General features: G+C 45.8%; 10 protein-coding genes and 5 pseudogenes. 12 read left to right on the top strand and 3 right to left on the bottom strand.

From position 1 onward, the window contains the following. Window positions 1-47 precede the first annotated feature (47 nt). Window positions 48-410: a hypothetical protein gene (locus QUA03_RS02890; protein WP_333209508.1), complete on the bottom strand. Its 363-nt coding sequence runs from the start codon at window positions 408-410 to the stop codon at window positions 48-50. 401 nt (window positions 411-811) lie between these two features. Here QUA03_RS02890 and QUA03_RS02885 point away from each other — a divergent pair, with 401 nt between their 5' ends. Both QUA03_RS02885 and QUA03_RS02880 read left to right on the top strand, forming a co-directional pair. Beyond that, window positions 812-1,654: a photosystem II manganese-stabilizing polypeptide gene (locus tag QUA03_RS02885; protein ID WP_333209506.1), complete on the top strand. Its 843-nt coding sequence runs from the start codon at window positions 812-814 to the stop codon at window positions 1,652-1,654. A gap of 462 nt (window positions 1,655-2,116) precedes the next feature. Then, a complete protein-coding gene (locus QUA03_RS02880; protein ID WP_333209505.1) occupies window positions 2,117-2,890 on the top strand; it encodes an RNA polymerase sigma factor SigF in 774 nt (257 codons plus the stop codon). Window positions 2,891-3,217: 327 nt separating this feature from the next. On the opposite strand, the gene QUA03_RS02875 is transcribed toward QUA03_RS02880, so the two are convergent. Then, window positions 3,218-4,384 (bottom strand): pyridoxal phosphate-dependent aminotransferase, encoded by a 1,167-nt coding sequence (locus QUA03_RS02875; protein WP_333209503.1) that lies wholly within the window; start codon window positions 4,382-4,384, stop codon window positions 3,218-3,220. Window positions 4,385-4,621: 237 nt separating this feature from the next. On the opposite strand from QUA03_RS02875, the gene QUA03_RS02870 reads away from it, so the two are divergent. The 10 genes and pseudogenes from QUA03_RS02870 (at window position 4,622) to nrdJ (ending at window position 17,637) form a co-directional block, all read left to right on the top strand. Next, window positions 4,622-5,134, top strand: a complete 513-nt coding sequence (locus QUA03_RS02870) for an adenine phosphoribosyltransferase (protein ID WP_333209500.1) — start codon at window positions 4,622-4,624, stop codon at window positions 5,132-5,134. 204 nt (window positions 5,135-5,338) lie between these two features. Continuing rightward, a complete protein-coding gene (locus tag QUA03_RS02865) occupies window positions 5,339-6,379 on the top strand; it encodes an ABC transporter permease (protein WP_333209498.1) in 1,041 nt (346 codons plus the stop codon). Window positions 6,380-6,609: 230 nt separating this feature from the next. Beyond that, window positions 6,610-7,536: pseudogene (locus QUA03_RS28960) on the top strand (leucine-rich repeat domain-containing protein); the annotation flags it as partial. Window positions 7,537-7,995: 459 nt separating this feature from the next. Continuing rightward, a pseudogene (locus QUA03_RS28955) lies at window positions 7,996-8,616 on the top strand (DUF6745 domain-containing protein); the annotation flags it as partial. A 21-nt stretch (window positions 8,617-8,637) separates the two neighbouring features. After that, window positions 8,638-9,222 (top strand): annotated as a pseudogene (locus tag QUA03_RS02855) (ABC transporter permease); the annotation flags it as partial. A 160-nt stretch (window positions 9,223-9,382) separates the two neighbouring features. Further along, a pseudogene (locus QUA03_RS28950) lies at window positions 9,383-10,012 on the top strand (leucine-rich repeat domain-containing protein); the annotation flags it as partial. Window positions 10,013-10,519: 507 nt separating this feature from the next. After that, window positions 10,520-11,086 (top strand): annotated as a pseudogene (locus tag QUA03_RS28945) (DUF6745 domain-containing protein); the annotation flags it as partial. A gap of 431 nt (window positions 11,087-11,517) precedes the next feature. Further along, window positions 11,518-13,680, top strand: a complete 2,163-nt coding sequence (locus QUA03_RS02845; protein WP_333209492.1) for a DUF4394 domain-containing protein — start codon at window positions 11,518-11,520, stop codon at window positions 13,678-13,680. 167 nt (window positions 13,681-13,847) lie between these two features. Continuing rightward, window positions 13,848-14,135: a hypothetical protein gene (locus tag QUA03_RS02840; protein ID WP_006630975.1), complete on the top strand. Its 288-nt coding sequence runs from the start codon at window positions 13,848-13,850 to the stop codon at window positions 14,133-14,135. A gap of 208 nt (window positions 14,136-14,343) precedes the next feature. After that, a complete protein-coding gene (gene nrdJ, locus QUA03_RS02835) occupies window positions 14,344-17,637 on the top strand; it encodes a ribonucleoside-triphosphate reductase, adenosylcobalamin-dependent (protein WP_333209490.1) in 3,294 nt (1,097 codons plus the stop codon). A gap of 186 nt (window positions 17,638-17,823) precedes the next feature. Here the strand turns inward: nrdJ and QUA03_RS02830 are convergent, their stop codons facing one another. Beyond that, on the bottom strand, window positions 17,824-18,042 hold the full coding sequence (locus tag QUA03_RS02830) for a hypothetical protein (protein WP_333209489.1): 219 nt from the start codon (window positions 18,040-18,042) through the stop codon (window positions 17,824-17,826). Window positions 18,043-18,108: the final 66 nt, after the last annotated feature.

Below are 18,108 nucleotides of genomic sequence, written 5' to 3'. Positions count from 1 at the left end.
GAGGAGTGATGAGTTAATGTAAAACTCACTAAACTCATCACTCAAAACTATTTAACGTCTTGGGGAGTTTCGGCCGACTCTTCTGACGACTCGGCTGGAGAATCTTCTAGGGGAGATAATTGTTGGCTGTACCCCAAGAGCGATCGAAGTTTCATGCGGTGGATGTAAGGCCAGCCGCCATTGGCCTCAATATTCCTAAGCAGTTTGTAAAGTGCTTGGCGGTTGTCGGGAAAAGACGCTTGAAACAAACCGTCCCGAATTTCCCGGTGCGAAGCTTCCAGCCTCCGCAGCAGGGCCAAAAGCAGCAGACTGTCTCCCTGACAACTTTCGCCTAAAGTCCGAATCGCCTCTGTCAGCGATTGCATTTGAGACTGCAACTTTTCTGACTCTAAATCTTTGCCGTTGTCCATACTGCTGCTTCCTTTGAAATCTACAAGGCCTTTGTCCCCAGCCTTTTGGTCAACCGACTAATCGAGCTAGTCGCGATCGCCATTCGGGGTCATAAGCAAAGTAACTTAAGTAGGTTGACTTAAGCAATATTAATTTGCAGTCCAAGTCAGGAAAAGAGCACAACCCGTCGTACCATGTGTATTGGGCTGCGATCCGAACACGATTGAGAAATCATAAGTTCATGCTTATTTTCACGGCACACTAGCTTGATTTTTGGAGTCAATGCCGGTGTCGGTGAAGCGAGCGATCTGGATCTAAATGCTGCCCTAAGCGCTGGCCTAGCCTGCCGGCGGGCAATTATATTTTGCTCGAAGTAGGGCTTTTTCTTAATATAATCCGATGTTGGATATTGAGGTTTGCAATGAAATATCGTGCTTTAATTGTTGCACTTTTAGCATTTTGCATGAGTGCGCTGGTTGCTTGTTCTTCTGCTCCTGACACGACGGTAGCGACTACTGAGTTGCTCACCTACGACGAGATTAGAGGTACTGGCTTGGCTAATAACTGCCCTAGCTTGGCAGAAACTTCTCGGGGATCGATCCCCATCGAAGCGGGCGCCACCTATAAACTGACTGGTTTGTGTTTGCAGCCCACAACTTATTTTGTGAAGGAAGAACCAGCAAACAAACGCCAAGAAGCGGAATTTGTGCCTGGTAAATTGCTGACCCGGTTCACGTCGAGCATTGACCAAGTTCAAGGTACGCTCAAGGTCGGTACAGACGGAACTCTGACTTTCACAGAAGAAGACGGCTTGGATTTTCAAGCTATTACGATTCAGTTACCGGGCGGAGAGCAAGTACCTTTCTTGTTTACCATTAAACAGCTAGTTGCAAGTTCCGAACCGGGAGTGGTTGCTATCAATACTTCCACCGATTTGAGAGGGGAGTTTAACGTTCCTTCTTACCGCAGCGCAGGCTTTTTAGATCCTAAAGCTCGCGGGGTATCGACTGGCTACGACAATGCTGTAGCGCTTCCGGCTACTGACAATTCCAAACGTGTGCGGGCTAATGTTAAGGTAGCTGACACGCGCACCAAGGCGGGCAAAATTTCTCTCCAAGTTGCTAAAGTCAACAGCGCCACTGGCGAAGTTGGCGGGATTTTTGAGAGCACGCAGCCTTCTGATACTGATTTGGGAGCTAGACCGGCTCTGGACGTTAAAATTCGGGGTTTGTTTTACGCTCGCATTGAGCCTTCTGTGTCATAAAATTGGCTTTCTGGATCGATCGAACTTGAGCAGTTTCTGGCCATAAAGCTCCTGCTCGCCCTTCATTAGCCAACAGTCTTGAGCAACATAACTTAGGACTGTTGACTAATGACTAAATTTCTGATTAAATAGTGGTCATTCGCAAGTTATGAAGTTAGGATTTTTTATTAATTAAAGTATTGTATTCAAACCGCTTTCAGTTTATAATATTTTTTTCAAAAAACCTGGTTAAATTGGGGATGCGGTCGAAGGCGTTCTACCTGGTAAAAGTCTGCCTTATGCCGAAAAACTTCGGAGAATCCCACTAAATCCGTTCACGTACCGAAAACTCAACTGGTGTGTCCGCTATCACACCTATTAAGTGCTAGGATTACACTACCTAAAAGTGAATTTTTTTAGACTAGATTAGAAGCTAGATCTAAAGCAACCTCAGTCCTCTGCTCTACCCACCCTTATGCCACCATGTCTACCACACTGCCGAACGAGCTAAAAAGCGAAAATTTGCAATTGTTGCGCGAGTACCAACTTTCTGGATCGAATGAAATCCGCAATCAGTTAGTAAAACTGAATATTGGACTGGTCAGAAAAGAAGTTTACCACTGGATCAACCAGTGCGGTGAAAGCTACGACGATTTGCTGCAAGTCGGATGTATTGGGTTGATCAGGGCGATCGAGCGGTTTGATATCGCGAAGGGGCACGCTTTTAGTTCCTTTGCCATTCCCTACATTCGGGGCGAAATTCAACACTACTTGCGGGACAAAAGCCCTTCTGTGCGGTTTCCCCGCCACTGGCAGTCCCTGGAACGCAAATCAGTAGCAGCGATCAAGGAGTTGCAGGTGCAGTTAAACCGCAAACCTACGGATGCTGAAGTAGCAGCAGTCCTTGAGGTTTCTTTACAAGAATGGCAAGAAATTAAGTTGGCCCATCTCAACAGATCGCCTCTAAGTTTGGACGCGCCGATGCAAGATGAAGATGAGGGGGCGACTTGTCTGGGAGAATTGGTGCCCGATAGCAAGTATCGGAGTTTTCAGTTGGCGCAAGAGGATCAAATTCGCGTACAGCAAGCTTTGGCTATGTTGGAACAACGGACTCGCGAGATATTGGAGTTTGTTTTTCTCTACGATTTGACGCAGAAGGAAACGGCTGAACGCTTGGGTATCAGTGCGGTGACTGTTTCTCGGCGAGTTAAGAAGGGACTGGATTTGCTCAAAGAGATTATGACTAAACAGCTTTAGGTATTAGTCATTAGTCATTAGTCATTGGTCATTAGTCATTGGTCATTTGTCAGCAGTAGTTATACCAATTCACAAAAGTAGTGCGACATATAAATTATCAGCTATCGTCTGTAGGGAAACGGCACTGCCGTGTCCGGCCGATGGTGAGAGTGAATGAACGATAATTTATATAAGACAATTACTATAGCAAGAGTTTTTTAAATTCGTATTAGTCAACAGTCAGCAGTAGTCAGTCAATAGTCAACAGAGATCGGTAATTAGTCAGTTGCTACCAAGAACAAATGACTAATGACTAATGACTAATGACTAATGACTAATGACTAATTTTTAGAGGCTGCGGACAAATTTATCGAGCCTTTCTACGGCTTTTTTAATTGTGCCTAAATCGGTAGCGTAAGACAAGCGAATATGGTCGTCTGCACCAAATGCAATCCCCGGAATAACTGCTACTTGCTGCTGTTCTAAGAAAGCGTCGCAAAATTCCAAAGAATTCATTCCCGTCTTGCTGATGTTGACAAACATATAGAAAGCACCGTCTGGTTTAATACAGCTAATTCCAGGGACAGCATCGAGTAATTCAAATATTACCTGACGCCTTTCGGCAAAAGCTAGACGCATTGTTTCGACAGACTCTTGACTGCTTTCCAAAGCTGCGATCGCACCGTACTGTGCAAAGGTACACACGTTTGAGGTACTGTGACCTTGAATGGTGCTGGTGGCTTTGATTAATTCGATCGGCCCGGCCAAATAACCGATTCGCCAGCCTGTCATCGAGTAAGCTTTAGCAAAACCGCTGCTGATCAGGGTGCGATCGAAGATTTCTTTGCCCAAGGAACCGATGCTGACGTGTTGGGCGTCGTCATATATAATTTTTTCGTAAATTTCGTCAGCAACGACTAAAATATCTCGATCGACTATCACCTCGGCCAAGGCTTTGATTTCCGCCGGAGTATACACCATTCCCGTCGGGTTAGAAGGCGAATTCAGTACAAATAACTTGGTTTTGGGAGTAATCGCTCGACTCAGTTGTTCCGGTGTAATTTTATATCCTGTAGAAGCATCAGTCCGTACAATTACTGGCTTGCCACTAGCGAGTTTCACCATTTCAGGGTAGCTTAGCCAGTAGGGAGCAGGAATAATTACTTCCTCTCCAGGCTCGATCAGAGCCATCATCAGATTGTAGAGGGAATGCTTGCCGCCGTTGGTGACAATAATATTTTCCGGTTGATAGTTGAGATTGTTGTCATCGCGGAGTTTGCGGGCGATCGCAGCTTTTAACTGCGGTTCCCCAGACACAGGGCCATACTTAGTCTTCCCCGCGTCTAAAGCTTGTTTTGCCGCTGCTTTAATGTGTTCGGGCGTATCAAAGTCGGGTTCTCCCGTACTCAAACTACAGACATCAATCCCTTCGGCCTTCATGGCTTTAGCCTTAGCGGCGATCGCCAAGGTTATAGAAGGAGAAACCTCACCCACTCGTGCTGCCAATTTAATCATTGGATTTTAGATATTAGATTTTTGACTTTAGATCATAGGGTGACAAATGTTGATATTCAACCCTGTTGTTAGGGAATTATGACATTTGTTTACATAGTACGTAAAGGATTAAGCAATTAAAGAATAAAAATTAAAGAAGCTGTTAGTTTTAATTTTTATTTTTAAATTTTTAAATTTTGACGTTATTATTGTACCATTTTTGATGCCTCGTTACCCTCAACCCCGATCTGCAAGCTTATGGATCTCAAATCTCTGATTCGCGACATTCCTGATTTCCCAAAGCCGGGAATTATGTTTCGAGACATTACAACTTTGCTGCGCGACCCGCAAGGGCTGAGCTACACCATTGACAGCTTAGCCGAAAAATGCTCGGCAATGTCTGTTGACTATGTGGTGGGGATGGAATCGCGAGGCTTTATCTTTGGCGCGCCGTTGGCTTATAAAATGGGAATAGGCTTTATTCCTGTCCGCAAACCAGGGAAACTGCCAGGTGCGGTTCATTTTGCTGAGTACGAATTGGAATACGGTGTCGATCGACTGGAGATGCACCAAGATGCGATGACTTCCGGTAGCCGGGTGCTGATTGTGGACGATTTAATCGCCACTGGCGGAACAGCGGCGGCGACGGCTAAGTTGCTGGAGCAAGGTGGCTGCGAGCTTGTCGGTTTTGCTTTTATCATTGAATTGCAGGCTTTGGGCGGCAGGCAGAAATTGCCCGATGTGCCGATCGTCACGCTAGTTGAATATTAGTTAGTTAACTGTTGGCAGTCAACTGTCAACAGTTGACTGTTGACAAATAATATTCTTGAGCTTTGCATCGGAATTATTCATCTCTCTCTTCTCTTTCTCTGCGATCTCTGCGTTCTCTGTGGTTACATAATTCCGATGCAATCGGCATTAATATCATTCACAATTCTTCCAATCTAAAATCTAAAATCTAAAATCTAAAATCGTATGACTTCTATTAAATCTAATCGAAATTGGCAATTATTGAGTTCTCTGTTTGCTGGGGAAACATTTACTTATGTTTTCAAGCGACTGTTGCAGGCACTTTTAACGCTATTTTTGGCATCGATGCTTTGTTTTGCAATTATTGAACTAGCACCGGGAAATTACTTGGATACTTTGAGCCAAAATCCGAAGATTTCGCCGGAGACACTCAAGCAGCTCGAACAGCAGTTCGGCTTAGATAAACCAGCGATTGTGCAGTATTGGCTGTGGCTGCAACAAATTGTGACGCGGGGAAATTTTGGCACGAGTTTTGTGTATCAGCGATCCGTAGCTTCGCTGCTGTGGGAACGGGTACCGGCGACGTTATTAATGGCGATCGCATCTTTGATTGTAACTTGGGCGATCGCGATTCCCTTGGGAATTGTCGCCGCCGTCAATCAAAACCGCACAGTCGATCGAGTTCTGCAAGTAGTTAGCTACACCGGACAAGGATTTCCGAGCTTTATCACAGCGTTACTGCTGCTATTTTTCGCACAGAATACTTCGCCTCTGTTTCCCGTCGGAGGAATGACAAGCATTGACCATGCAGACTTACCTTGGTGGGGTCAAATTCTCGATTACGGCTGGCACTTAATTTTGCCAACAGTCGCCCTCAGCGTTACTGGTTTTGCTGGTTTGCAAAGATTGATGCGCGGACAATTGTTAGACGTGCTGCGTCAAGATTACATCCGAACGGCAAGGGCGAAAGGTTTGCCGGACGATCGAGTAATTTACATTCATGCTTTGCGGAATGCTGTTAATCCGTTGATTACGCTATTGGGTTTTGAGTTTGCTAGTTTGTTGAGCGGTGCGTTTATTGCGGAATTTTTCTTTAATTGGCCAGGTTTGGGAAAGCTGACTTTGGAGGCGGTGAACAATCAAGATTTGTATTTAGTAATGGCAAGTTTGATGATGGGTGCGACCATGTTGATTGTTGGGAATTTGTTGGCAGATTTGCTGCTGAAAGCTGTCGATCCTCGGATTAAGCTGGAAGATTTGAAATAGAAGACTTAATTCAGTAATATGAGGTACGCAAGGGCGATTTGTAATAGTCAATATAGCAAAACCATTTGATTTGTAAACAATCGATTCAATCATCACAAGCGTTTCAGGTTGTTCTACATTCACGACTCAAATAGACTTGCTATAGTCAATAGTCAACAGTCAACAGTCAACAGTATTCCCATTACCCATCCCCTATGCCCCATGCCCCCTGACCAATCTCGGAGTGTTTTATGTCAGAAAAACAACCAAACGATGTAATGAGTTTTAGCCGCTTTGCCGACTGGTGCAGGCATATTGACAGTCTTTCAGAAGAGGCAAGGCACACAGTTAAAGTGTTGTTAAAAAAAGCTGGCACTGATGACCCTGAAGCAGCGGAGCAGATACTTTCAAGCATGACAGAACTCGATCTCAACAGAAATCGAATTACCGACATCAGCTTCGTCGGCTGGCTCACCAATCTGACCACACTGGATCTCAGCTACAATCAAATTAGCGACATCAGCTCTCTCGGTTCGCTCACCAATCTGACAACACTGTCTCTCCGCGGCAATCAAATTACCGACATCAGCTCCCTCGGCTCGCTCACCAATCTGACCACACTGGATTTCGGCGACAATAAAATTACCGACATCAGCTTCGTCGGCTGGCTCACCAATCTGACCACACTGAATCTCTACAACAATCAAATTACCGACATCAGCTTCCTCGGCTCGCTCACCAATCTGACCACACTCGATCTCTGGCGCAACCAAATTACCGACATCAGCTTCCTCGGCTCGCTCACCAATCTGACAACACTTTCTCTCGAAAACAATAAAATTACCGACATCAGCTTCCTCGGCTCGCTCACCAATCTGACAACACTGGATCTGTGCAGAAATAAAATTGCCGACATCAGCTTCCTCGGCTTGCTCACCAATCTAACCACACTCAATCTCGACAGCAATGGAATTACCGACATCAGCTTTCTCGGCTCGCTCACCAATCTGACCACACTGAATCTCTACCACAATCAAATTACCGACATCAGCGCCTTGCGTAAGCTCACCAATCTGACAACACTGCATCTCGGCGGCAATCAAATTACCGACATCAGCGCCTTGCGTAAGCTCACCAATCTGACAACACTGGATCTGTGCAGAAATAAAATTACTGATATCAGCGTGTTAGGCCTCCTCGCACAAAAACGTCTTACTCTCTCGACTACGCCAATTGATGCTCAAAAAGCCACAGAAGCAGTCAAAGTTGCCTATGCCACTATTGGCTTAGAAGAACCCTCCGTTATTGTTTGCAGCAGTCCCCGCGATGCTTTTCTCCAACTCTTCAACTTGCCCAAAGGCGACCATTCACCAAACTGGTCAAAGGAAGAGCATTGGGATAGATTGGGGAAAAAGCTAGAGTGGAAATGGATGTCCCCATCGATTGTGAGAGAATTTACAAATCCGGCGGTGTGGGAGTATGAGCTTGATCGCATGACGATCGAGTCCGAAGCAGACAGCACACTGAGTTCGCTAATGTACGAAGTTGTTGAGGAATATGCTCGATCGGAACGAACGATGGGGATTTTTTTTCCCGCTCATTTGTTATACCTGAAATCCGCTGAAACCCCCACGACTTTGTTTAAAGAAATCTATTTGACTCAATGGTATATTTCTTCATTAGGCGTCAATATTTCCCAAAAAGCTCAAGAAATACATCACTGCCAAAAGCAGCTTTTCGAGCATTGCGGTTGGATATTTCCCTTTGAAAAAATTTGCGCGGTGTGCGATCGCCCGCGCCACCTGCGCTTTGACAGTCAAAACCGCTTGCACGCGGAAGGAGAACCTGCCATTGAGTTTGCGGATGGATGGAATTTTTATTATTATCACGGTGTCAGATTGCCTGAAGAATATGGCAAAGTCCACCCAAATCAATGGCAATCCCAATGGATTTTAGCAGAAGATAATGCCGAAGTTCGGCGAGTGTTAATTGAAGAAATTGGTTACGCTCGCATTTGTCAAGAATTGTCAGCAAAACAAATAGATAGTTGGCAGGAGTATGCACTATTACAAATAGATGACGCCGATGATATAGATGACGCCTATGATGTCGAGCCGATTATTTTGTTAAAAATGACTTGTCCAAGTACGGGATTCATTCACGCTTTGAGAGTGCCGCCTGACCTGACATCAGCGAGGGAGGCAATTCGCTGGGTAAATTGGGATATTGATCCAGAGGAATTTTCCGTGCAGACTTGATATAATTGTGGCGAGGGATTTCTACAAGTAGTCAGCTACACTGGACAAGGATTTCCCAGCTCGCTCGCAGCAAAGCTGCTGCTATTTTTTGCTCAGAATACGAAGCCTCTGTTTCCCGTCGGAGGAATGACGAGTATTGACCACGCTGACTTACCGAATGTGGGGTCAAATCCTCGATTACGGCTGGCACTTAATTTTGCCAACAGTCGCTTTGAGCCTTACTGGTTTTGCTGGCCGGCAAAGATTGAGGCGCGGACAATTGTTGGACGTACTGCGTCAAGATTACATCCGAAAAGCACGGGATCGCCTGTTTGGCGGACGATCGAGTAATTTACATTCACGCTTTGCGGAATGCTGTTAATCCGTTGATTACGCTATTGGGTTTTGAGGCAAGCTAGTTTGTTGAGCGGTGCGTTTATTGCCGAATATTTCTTTAATTAGCCGGGTTTGGGAAAGCTGAATTTGGAGGCGGTGAACAATCAAGATTTGTATTTAGTAATGGCAAGTTTGATGATGGGTGCGGCGATGTTGATTGTTGGGAATTTGTTGGCGGATTGGCTGCTGAAAGCTGTCGATCCTCGGATCAAGCTGGAAGATTTGAAATAGAAGACTTAACTCAGTGAGAAGATGTCAGTTGTAACTTAAATCTTGCACCATTCTAAATAATCTGTAGGGGCGGTCTCACCAACAGTTTTAAATAATACAGACAGGTTAAACAAACCCGCTCCCACCCACAAAAAAAGCCCCTTATTGATATTGGTGCAAGATGTCAGTTGTAAATAAAATTTTGTCCCTTTCCGAGTGTTTTATGTCAGAAAAACAACCAAACCAGCCAATGATTTTTAGCCGCTTTGCCGACTGGTGCAGACATATTGACAGTCTTTCAGAATCGGCAAGGTACACAGTTAAAGTGTTGTTAAACAAGGCTGTCACTGATGACCCTGAAGCAGCGGAGCAGATACTTTCAAGCATGACAATACTGTATCTTGACAACAATCAAATTACCGACATCAGCGTCCTCGGCTCGCTCACCAATCTGACAACACTGTTTCTTAACGACAATCAAATTACCGACATCAGCTCCCTCGGCTCGCTCACCAACCTGACAACACTGTTTCTTAACGACAATCAAATTACCGACATCAGCTCCCTCGGCTCGCTCACCAATCTGACAATACTGTCTCTTGACAACAATCAAATTACCGACATCAGCGTCCTCGGCTCGCTCACCAATCTGACAGCACTGTTTCTCAGCACCATTGAAATTACCGACATCAGCTCTCTCGGCTCGCTCATCAATCTGACCAGACTCGAGCTGTGCGACAATCAAATTACCGACATCAGCGCCTTGCGTAAGCTCACCAATCTGACAGGAGTGAATCTCTACAACATTCAAATTACCGGTCTGTGCGTGTTAGGCGAACTCGCGCAGAAACGTCTTACTCTCTCTACTAGGCAAATTGATGCTCAAAAAGCAACAGAAGCAGTCAAAGTTGCCTATGCCGCTATTGGCCTAGAAGAACCATCCGTTATTGTTTACAGCAGTCCCCGCGACGCTTTTCTCCAAATCTTCAACTTGTCAAAAGGCGACCATTCACCAAACTGGTCAAACGAAGGAGATGGAAATAGATTGGGGAAAAAGCTAGACTGGAAATGGATCTCCGTGTTCCCATCGATTGTGAGAGAATTTGCAAGTCCGGCGGTGTGGGAGTATGAGTTCCGGCGCATAAGGATCGAGCCCGAAGCAGACAGCATACTGAGTTCGCTCATGAGGGAATTGGTTGACGAATTTGAGCAATCGGAACGAAGGATGGGGAATGTTTTTCCCGCTGATTTGTTAGGCTTGAAATACCCTGAAACCCCCACGACTTTGTGTAGAGAAATCTATTTGAGTGAACTTTATATCTCTTCACTAGGCGTCAATATTTCCCAAAAGGCACAAGAAATACTTCGCTGTCAAAAGCTGCTTTTCGAGCATTGCGGTTGGATATTTCCCTTTGAAAAGTTTTGCGCGGTGTGCGATCGCCCGCGCCACCTGCGCTTTGACAGTCAAAACCGCTTGTACGCGGAAGCAGAACCTGCGATCGAGTTTGCCGACGGATGGAATTTTTACTATTATCATGGTGTCAAATTGCCGGAAGAATACGGCAAAGTCCACCCAAATAAATGGCAATCCCAATGGCTTTTAGTAGAAGAGAATGCCGAGCTGAGGCGAGTGTTAATTCAAGGGATTAGTTACGCTCGCATGATTCAAGAATTGTCAGCAAAAAAAATAGATAGTTGGCAGGAATATGCACTATTACAAATAGATAATGCCGATGTCGAGCCGATTTGTTTGTTAAAAATGACTTGTCCAAGTACGGGATTCATTCACGCTTTGAGAGTGCCGCCTAACCTGACATCTGCTAGGGAGGCAATTCGCTGGGTAAATTGGGATATCGATCCACAGGAATTTTCCGTGCAGACTTGATGATGGTTGTCGCCGCTACACACAAAGCCCACCGTCGCAGGCTTTAAGATTAAAGTTAAAAAATAATTTCTGACCGTACAGATCCAAAATTATAGAGTCAGCGTATATTACTAATGAACGCAGTACAAAATTTCATAGGTTCGCACCGCTAAAAATTTCAGCTTGCCTGTTTGCAGTTGAGCTGCGATCGCCCTTGGCTACACAGCCAACTATAAAATACGGCTAAGTGATCTTTATTTAGGATTGGGTTTATTTGAACCCGGTGGCTGGTTTATATATCATTTGATCTGCCTGTAATACTTTTATGGCAACCCACCCCTACAGCCGAAAATAACAAAAACTATCCTAAAAGTGCGAACTTGTGATATTTTAACTGAGAATACCACCGCCGTTAGGCAACAGAAGTATCAAATTTAGAGGCTGATTAGAAAATGGCAGAAATTAGAGGCACCGGCCAAGCAGACTTGCTAGCAGGAACTCCGGAAGATGACCTGATTTTTGGTTTGATGGGCACTGACACCATTGCCGGAAACTCTGGTAATGACAGCATTTATGGAGGTAAGCAAAGCGATTTAATTGATGGCAATTCTGGTCAAGATTCGCTTTTTGGAGATTTAGATAACGACATTATTAACGGCGGAGAAGGTAACGATTTTTTAGTGGGCGGAAAAGGCAGCGATTCCATATCGGGCAACTCTGGCAATGATGTTTTGTCGGGCGATCGAGATACTGATATCCTGATAGGCGGAGACGGGGCAGACCTATTTGTTTTGAGGCGCTACGCTGAGGCTGACCCTTCCCGTACCAGTGGCGGTGTTAGTTTGGCAAATGCCGACCTGATCGCCGATTTTGTACCAGGTACAGATTTAATCGGTTTGGGGGAAGGTCTCAGTTTTAGCGACTTGAATATTCTGGAAGCTGGAAACGATACTGTTATTCAAGACCGGGTAACAGGAGAATTTCTCGCTACTCTCAGAGGGGTGAGGCAAAGTGCGATTAACCAGGCAAGTTTCACTAATAATATTGGCAGCGTTGTTCCCAGCCCCCCGCCTCCAGCCCGGACAACGGCTTATGCTTTAACTCCTGCTAATCGGATTGTCGGTTTTAGTCTTTCCAATCCGGGAAGTGTCATCACAGATTTGCCCGTGACTGGATTGCAAGCGGGAGAAAGTTTGCTGGGAATTGATTATCGGCCGGCTAACGGTTTGCTTTACGGTGTGGGTTCTAGCAATCGCTTGTATACTGTCAATCCGATGACTGGGGAAGCAAGTCCAGTCGGTAACGGGGAGTTTGCTGTTCCCCTAACTCCGGGGGCTGCGGGTTTTGATTTCAATCCCACAGTCGATCGAATTCGGTTTGTCAATCAAGCCGATCAAAACGCCCGCCTCAACCCGGATAACGGGACACTTGTGGATTTTGACACGCTGGCGGGGGGAATTCAACTCGACGGGAATTTAGCTTATGTTGCGGGCGATCGCAATTTTGGGTCAAATCCGGCGGCAGCAGGGGCTGCGTATGTGAATAACTTTGCAGGGGCAACTTCGACAACGCTGTTTGTAATTGACAGCGATTTGGATGTTTTGGTGCGACAAGATCCGCCGAATAATGGAGGGTTGAATACGATCGGATCTTTGGGAGTTGATGCGAATAGCGTTCTCGGCTTTGATGTCAGGAGTATTGGCGGCCGCGAGGTGGCAGTGGCGGCGCTGGAAGTTGGTGGCATTTCCGGCTTGTACAATATCAATTTAAGTAGCGGTCAAGCTTCCTTTGTCGGTCAAATTGCCGACGGGAGACAGATTAACGGTTTGGCTTTGCCTTTGCCTACAGCTTACGCTTTAACTGTTAGAAATGGCGCTGAAACAATTGTCGGTTTAAATGAGGCGGCACCGCGGGCGATTCTCAGTGATGCAGCAGTTACAGGGTTGCAGCCTGGAGAAAGTTTGCTGGGAATTGATTTTCGCCCCGCTAACGGTGTGCTATACGGTGTGGGTTCTAGCAATCGCTTGTACGCGATTAATCCAGTTACTGGGCAAGCAAGTGCAGTCGGTAGTGGCCAGTTTGCTGTTCCCCTAACTCCGGGGGCTGCGGGTTTTGATTTCAATCCGACAGTCGATCGAATTCGCTTTGTCAATCAAGCCGGTCAAAACGCCCGCCTCAACCCGGATACGGGGGCACTTGTGGATTTTGACACGCTGACGGGGGGAGTTCAACTCGACGGGAATTTGGCTTATGCTGCGGGCGATCGCAATTTTGGCAATCCCGGCGCGGCTGCTGCTGCTGCGTATGTGAATAACTTTGCAGGGGCAAATTCGACGACACTATTTGCAATTGACACCAATTTAGACATTTTGGTGCGACAAGATCCGCCGAATAATGGGGTGTTGAATACGATCGGATCTTTGGGAATTGATGCTGGTACCGTTCTCGGCTTTGATGTCAGGAGTGTTGGCGGTAACGAGACGGCTTTGGCTGCGATCGAGGTTGGCGGAGTTTCCAGCCTGTACAATATCAATTTGACGACTGGTCAAGCTTCGATTGTCGGTCAAATTGGTGACGGGCGAGGGATTAAAGGCTTAGCACTGACTTTGATTTAAATAGGGGAAGGAAGAAGAAGGAAGAAGGAAGAAGGAAGAAGGAAGAAGGAAGAAGGAAGAAGGAAGAAAAATAATTAAACTTTTTTAATTTACCAATGCCCAATTCCCGATTCCCGATTCCCAATGCCCAATTTGAGTTAATCTATTATTTTGCAAACCAAGATAATATGTTATCTCAAGTTTTTTACTTGCTACGTTCCCGCAGTGACGGCAAATATTTGTCCGCGAATCCCAATCCAGATGCGGCAGTGAGTTACCTGCTGATGTTTCGCGAAGACTATGACGCTTTGAGCTATCTCAATGCCCACGCTGCTGATGTTGCCGATCGATTTGGAGTAGAATCGATTTCCGGTTCTCAGGTAAAAAAGCTACTTGAACGTTGGGGCTTTAACGGTGTGGGGGTTGTTCAAGACCCGCTGTTACCCAATATTGAGTTTTTATTGACAAAGGATTGACAATTGACAAGATTTGGTATTCACCCGGTTTCAGGAAGAAATCGGGTTTTTTTGTCAAGTTTTGAGGAGCTCGCCCGATCGAGCTTGTACACTTCTGTGCCCCATATTTAGTGCAAATTGTCAAATATATTAACCTTTAACCCTAAATCTGAATCCTGTTGTATATTCGTAGTCTGTTGATTTATTCCGACACGTCAGTACACAACCTATGGTTAGAGAATTAGAGCGATCGAGTGCCAGCGATCAACGCAACCTGTCCGATTTTCCCGAAACAGCACCCGCAGCCAATCCAGTATTTTTTAGGACTTACAGCCGCCGTACCGAGACAGGGCGGGAGACTTGGGAGGAAGTGTGCGATCGAACAGTCAAGGGGCTGCAAAAGCTTGGAAACCTCACCCCCGAAGAAACACAACTGCTGCACCGGATGCAAAACCAGCTCAAAACCCTCGCTTCAGGCCGCTGGCTGTGGGTAGGTGGCAGCAAATGGATCGAGCAACCAGAGAATTTTTCCGGCGCATATAATTGCTCCTCAACAAATATTCTCGACTGGCGTTCCTTTGGTTTGTTGATGGATTTGGCAATGATGGGCTGCGGCACTGGGGCAGTCTTGGAACCACAATATATCAACCAACTGCCACCGATTCGCAACCGTTTAACCCTAACCATGCAAGGCGAAATCGGCTCTACACCCGCCCAGTCGCGCCGTCAAGAAACAGAAGTAAAAATAGACGAAAAAACCGCAACTATTTATGTCGGAGATTCTCGCCAGGGTTGGGTAAAATCCTATCAAACTTTGCTGGAATTATCCACAGATGAAAGATTTGCAGGAGAAGTTCAAGTATTCATCGATTTGAGCGACGTTCGCCCGGTGGGAGAACCTTTAAAAGGTTTTGGCGGAGTAGCAAATCCGGTGAAATTGCCCGACCTTTATCAGCGCTGTGCGGCCATTTTGAATAAAGCTTTAGGGCGGCAGTTAAATTCAGTTGAATGCTGCGTGTTGATTGATGAAGCGGCGGTCACGATCGTCGCCGGCAATATTAGAAGATCTGCCGGGATGCGTCAGTTTTCTTTTGATGACGAACTGGGGGCAAATGCTAAAAATAATTTGTGGCAACAAGATGAAAGTGGCAACTGGAGAATAGATCCAGAACGCGATGCCCTTCGGATGGCCAACCATACGCGAGTTTTCCATACCAAACCTACACTAGAAGAATGTATTGATGCTGTCCGTAAACAGTATTACAGCGGCGAAGGTGCGATTCAATGGGCCGGCGAAGCTGTAGCTCGATCTAACGTTGATTTACTTTCTACACCGAGTCTTAAACTTGAGTTTTTGAAAGCTTATGACGAAGGAAAAGCTAAAGAGTGGTTGCAGGAACGCCATCCTAATATGACTGCTGGCGAGTTAGAGCATAGGTTAGTTCGTGTGGGCTTAAACCCGTGTGGTGAAATCATCGGCTCTAATTTTCATTGTGTCAGTGGCGACACTCTGCTAATTACTAGAGACGGACTGCATAAAATAAAGGACGTTCTTGGAACTGAAATCGAGATTTGGAATGGTAAAAGATGGAGCTGCGTCACACCATTTAAGACAGCGAGTGATACTTGTGGCGGGCGACGCAAACTTTATCGTGTAAAGTTTGGTGATGGTACTTATCTGGATGCCACAGAATATCATCGCTTTTTTGTCAAGGATCGCTTTGGTAAAGTTTACAGAGAAGTTCAAACCAAAGACTTGATGGATACAAGCCGCTATAGCATTCATACTGAACCTTTTACAATTCAGTATGAAGATGGCTTGAATATCGATTCAAGTTATGCTTACACTTTGGGGGTCGCTCTAGGAGATGGAACTACCGACAAAAATGACAATGCGAAAGTTCGACTTTACGAACATAAAATGGCATTGTCAGTAGCAGGAAATAAGTCTCCTGAAAGAAGCTATGACTATTTACCTGCTTTTACCGATGTAACTAACTTGAGCTTTTCTGGAGAGTTGCTGAAAAGTTTGAAAGTTAACCCAGAAGCACTAAATGTAATTGCGAGCTGGAATCGGCAAGCAATTTTACATTTTATTGCTGGATTAGCCGATACGGACGGCTCGAATACCCACAGTAATGGTATCAGAATTTATATTTCTGACCGCGATCGCGCTTTTAGAGTTCAGTTACTTTTGACCAAATGTGGTATTCGTTCGTCGCTAAATCTTTGCGCTCATCAAGGGTCAATTACTAATTACGGTGTCCGAAGTCGAGATTTGTACTACTTGCAAATTACTGAATGTGGTGAAATTCCTTGTCAGCGGTTAGATGTGAGCAAAGGGACGAATGCTAAACACAAAGGTAAATGGCAAGTGGTCAGAAGTGTCGAAGAATTACCAGGATTGCACGATACTTACTGCTTCAACGAACCAGAGTTTCATAAGGGAGTTTTCGGCAATACCCTAGCTGGAAACTGTAATTTGGCGGAGGTTCACCTCAATCAAATTGACCCTTACAACTTCAAAGAACAGGAAGAAGCTTTCAGGGCTGCGGCTCTATCTGTCGCGGTACTTCTCAATCACAAATTTCTTGAACCCCGCTATCAATACAGCCGCGAATTAGACCCGATTGTCGGCGTATCTTTCACGGGATTGTTCGATTTCTTCGTTCATGCTTTTGGCGTTGAGTGGCTGCGCTGGTGGGTGGAAGGCCGCCCGCAAACTCCGCAAGGAATCGCTTTTAAACAGCGGGAAGAAGAGTATTTGAGTGGTTGGCGCGAGATTGTCGATCGGGTAGTATGGGATTATTGCGATCGCCATTCCTTAAAACGCCCAAATCGCTGCACAACGGTTCAACCATCGGGTACTAAATCTCTGCTGACAGGTGCTTCCCCCGGCTGGCATCCGCCGAAAGCCCAGCGTTTCATTCGCCGAATCACTTTCGGCAAAAACGACCCCGTAGCCCTCGCCTGCATCGACTACGGATACAACGTAATTCCGTCTCAATCTGACAAGGATGAAAACGGCAATTTGCTGAACAATCCCTTCGATGAACGCTGTACAGAATGGCTGGTAGAAATACCTGTTGCAGTAAGTTGGGCTGACTTGCCCGGTGCTGATGAAATTGACATTAACAAGTTTTCAGCGGCGGCACAAATGGACTTTTATATGCAGGTGCAAAAGTTCTATGTGCGACATAACACTTCGGCCACAATTGAACTGCGCGAAAATGAAGTTGAAAGTTTGGGCACTCGGATTTATGAAGCGATTCGCGATGATGAAGGCTACATTTCCGCAGCGCTTTTGGCTCGGTTTGATGCTCTTGAAACTTTTCCGCGTTTGCCCTTTGAACCGATAAACAAGGAAACTTACACCAAGATGGTGGAAGAGACTTTAGCGCGCCGCCAAATAGATGTTTTTCATGCGGCACTAAGTCGTTATGACTTAGGTGAAATGATGGATTCAGGGCCAGCGGGCTGCGATTCCGATAAGTGTTTGATGCCAGAGACTAAGGCTATGTAATAGCCTTGAAAGAAATCCCCCGTTTGGGGGATTTTTTTATGTTGTTTTTAAGTGCTGGTTCAGCAAAAATCGTAGGGGTGAGTTCACCAACCATAATTGCCTAAAATCAATAATCTCGTAAACCCGCCCCCACCCAACGACTAATGGTCACTCTCTCCCCGTGTCCGGGAAGGGATTCTTTGAAAATTACCGATCGAATGTTCTGTAGCAAGTGTCAGCTTGCTGCGACTCTAGCAAGTCGGGGTTAAATATCACCGCGAATTTCCCGCCAGGAACCAAGCGACGGAGAATCTCTAGATGACCGTCCGCATCCGATCGAGTGCGGAACTGACCAACTGTCAACCGCTGCATTTTGGGCAGCAAACGAACCAGCACCCAAGGATAAAGTCGTTCTTTGTAAGGCATAATTAACTTGTCTCCATTACGTATGGGAGCCAGAGCCAGTGCTGATAGGTTGGTAGCCGGGACGCA

It is taken from the genome of Microcoleus sp. S36b_A4 (assembly GCF_036700645.1).
GTDB lineage: Bacteria > Cyanobacteriota > Cyanobacteriia > Cyanobacteriales > Microcoleaceae > Microcoleus.
The sequence above is the reverse complement of the archived record's forward strand: the minus strand, read 5'-3'. Positions and strand labels throughout refer to the sequence as shown.